The following is a 3,357-nucleotide window of genomic DNA, read 5'->3' on the forward strand; positions in this document are numbered from 1 at the left end:
CCCCAGGCATAAGCCTGGGGTTTTGTTGGAGCGGGAGACGGGACTTGAACCCGCGACCCCGACCTTGGCAAGGTCGTGCTCTACCAACTGAGCTACTCCCGCGTAGCAAAAATCCCCCGCACCGACCTACTCTCCCAGGACCCTGCGGTCCCAGTACCATCGGCGCTGGCGCGTTTCACTTCCGTGTTCGGAATGGGAACGGGTGGTTCCACGCCGCTATGGGCACGGGGGATTCTCGTGTTTTGCCTTTCAAAATCCCACGCCACCTACGGGCGGCAGGGAACCCAAGCTGGGGTGGCCATCAGGGCAAAAAGGGTCAAGACCTCGGACGATTGGAACCGGTCGGCTCAACGCCTCACGGCGCTTACACCCCCGGCCCATCCACCGGGTCGTCTTCCCGGGTCCTTACCGGCTTTGCACCGTGGGAGGCCTCATCTTGGGGCGGGTTTCCCGCTTAGATGCTTTCAGCGGTTATCCCTCCCGCACATGGCTACCCAGCGTATGCCCCTGGAGGGACAGCTGGGAAACCAGAGGTGCGTCCCTTCCGGTCCTCTCGTACTAGGAAGAGCCCCCCTCAAGCCTCCTGCGCCCGTGGCGGATAGAGACCGAACTGTCTCACGACGTTCTGAACCCAGCTCGCGTGCCGCTTTAATGGGCGAACAGCCCAACCCTTGGGACCTTCTTCAGCCCCAGGATGCGACGAGCCGACATCGAGGTGCCAAACCTCCCCGCCGCTGTGGACGCTCGGGGGAGATCAGCCTGTTATCCCCGGGGTAACTTTTATCCGTTGATCGATGGCCCTTCCACACGGAACCACCGGTTCACTAGGCCCGGCTTTCGCCCCTGCTCGGCTTGCAGGCCTCACAGTCAGGCTCCCTTCTACCCTTGCGCTCTCCGGCGGATTTCCGTCCCGCCTGAGGGAACCTTTGGGCGCCTCCGTTACCCTTTAGGAGGCGACCGCCCCAGTCAAACTGCCCGCCAAGCGCTGTCCCCAATCCCTTGGGTTAGGCCCCCAGCCGCATCAGGGTGGTATTTCACCGGCGCCTCCACCGCCCCCGAAAGGGCGGCTTCCCAGGCTCCCACCTATCCTACGCAGACGCGACCAAGAGCCAACACCAGGCTGCAGTAAAGCTCCACGGGGTCTTTTCGTCCTGCCACGGGTAGGCCGCATCTTCACGGCCAGTTCAATTTCACCGGGTCCCTCGCCGAGACAGCGCTCCGGTCGTTACGCTTTTCGTGCAGGTCGGAACTTACCCGACAAGGAATTTCGCTACCTTAGGACCGTTATAGTTACGGCCGCCGTTCACCGGGGCTTCGGTTCAGGGCTTGCACCCCTCCCCTTGACCTTCCGGCACCGGGCAAGCGTCGCTCCCTATACCTCCCCTCACGGGTTCGCAGAGAGCTGTGTTTTTGGTAAACAGTCGCCAGAGCCTGTTCACTGCGGCTCGCCATCGGCGCCGCACGCGGCGCCAACAGAGAGCACCCCTTCTCCCGAAGTTACGGGGCTAACTTGCAGAGTTCCTTGGCGAGGGTTATCCCGCGCGCCTGAGTGCTCTCGCACCCGCCCACCTGTGTCGGTTTCCGGTACGGGTTCCCATGGGTTGTGCTTAGAGGCTTTTCTCGGCTCCCTGGCTTCGGAGGGTTATCACCCTCACGGGCTTCCCCACCACGCAGAGCTCCCGGAGGGCGGATTTGCCTACCCCCCACCCTGCGCTTCTGGCCGGGCTCGTCCATGGCTCCGGTCCCCCTAGCCTAGAGCGTCCCCCCATCGCACCCATGGGAAGGGCCGGAATATTAACCGGCTGCCCTTCGGCTACGCCTCTCGGCCTCACCTTAGGCCCCGCCTAACCCTACGCTGACGACCATTGCGTAGGAACCCTTGGGCTTACGGCGACAGGGATTCTCACCCTGTTTATCGTTACTCATGCCGGCATTCGCACTTCCCTTACCTCCAGCCGCCCTCGCGGACGACCTTCATCGGCATCGGGAACGCTCCCCTACCGCCTGAGGGTTGCCCCCCAGACCCGCAGCTTCGGCGCTGGGCTTAAGCCCCGATCATTTTCGGCGCAGCGTCACTCGACCAGTGAGCTATTACGCACTCTTTAAAGGATGGCTGCTTCTAAGCCAACCTCCTGGCTGTCTCAGCAACGCCACATCCTTTCCCACTTAGCCCAGACTTCGGGACCTTAGCTGGCGGTCTCGGTTGTTCCCGCGCTTGGACACGGACGTTATCGCTCGCGCCCTCACTCCCAGGCTCCACCTGGGACCCTTCGGAGTTTGACAGGGTTTGGTAGGCTGGTGGGCCCCCTAGCCCTATCAGTGCTCTACAGGCCCCAGTCAGCACCTGAGGCTGACCCTAAAGTCATTTCGGGGAGAACCAGCTATCTCCGGGTTCGGTTAGCTTTTCACTCCTAACCCCAGCTCATCCGAGGGGTTTGCATCCCCCACCGGTTCGGGCCTCCACTGGGTTTCACCCCAGCTTCACCCTGGCCAGGGCTAGCTCACCCGGTTTCGGGTCCACGGCCGCGGACTACGCGGGCCGCACGCGGCCCGCCTGCGCCCTCTTCGGACTCGGTTTCCCTACGCCTCCGCCTCCACGGCTTAAGCTCGCCCACGACCGTGAGTCGCCGGCTCATGCTTCAATAGGCACGCCGCAACCCCTAACGGGGCCGCGACTGCTTGTAAGCCCACGGTTTCAGGCTCTGTTTCACTCCCCTCCCGGGGTTCTTTTCACCTTTCCCTCACGGTACTGGTCCACTATCGGTCACCCGGAGTACTTAGCCTTAGGCGGTGGTCCGCCCAGATTCCCCCATGGCTCCACGAACCACAGGGTACTCGGGTACCCTCACCTATCCCCTCCCCTTTCGCCTACAGGGCTTTCACCTTCTCCGGCGCTGCTTCCCAACAGCTTCGGCTAGGGTCAGGGATTCGGTATCCGAGGGCCCCACTACCCCGCCCGGACAAGCCGGACGGTTTAGGCTCTTCCCCTTTCGCTCGCCGCTACTCAGGGAGTCGCTTTCGCTTTCCTCTCCTCTGGGTACTGAGATGTTTCAGTTCCCCAGGTTCCCCCCGCCAAAAAGGCGGTGACCCGTGTTCCCACAGGCCGGGTTCCCCCATTCGGACATCCAGGGATCCACGCCCGCTACCGGCTCCCCCTGGCTTATCGCAGGTAGCCACGTCCTTCATCGGCTCGGGTGCCAAGGCATCCACCGTGGGCCCTTAGCATCTTGACCCTCAAAGGCCGCTCAACACGACCTCCACTACCTATTCCTCCACCCCAGCTTTCAAGATCCCCCGCCGCCAAAGCAGGCAGCGCAAAGAAAAACCTACCAGACCAAAAGGGGATTGTCAAGGGGG

1 tRNA gene and 2 rRNA genes are annotated in these 3,357 nt (G+C 62.7%); all 3 read right to left on the reverse strand.

Annotated elements, in window-relative coordinates:
- Positions 1–26: 26 nt before the first annotated feature.
- Positions 27–102: transfer RNA gene (locus tag DK874_RS11580), tRNA-Gly, on the reverse strand.
- An 11-nt stretch (positions 103–113) separates the two neighbouring features.
- A 5S ribosomal RNA gene (gene rrf, locus DK874_RS11585) occupies positions 114–230 on the reverse strand.
- Positions 231–312: 82 nt separating this feature from the next.
- Positions 313–3,233, reverse strand: a 23S ribosomal RNA gene (locus DK874_RS11590).
- Between the last annotated feature and the right edge of the window lie 124 nt (positions 3,234–3,357).

The sequence above is a fragment of the Thermus caldifontis genome, assembly GCF_003336745.1.
Taxonomy (GTDB): Bacteria; Deinococcota; Deinococci; order Deinococcales; family Thermaceae; genus Thermus; species Thermus caldifontis.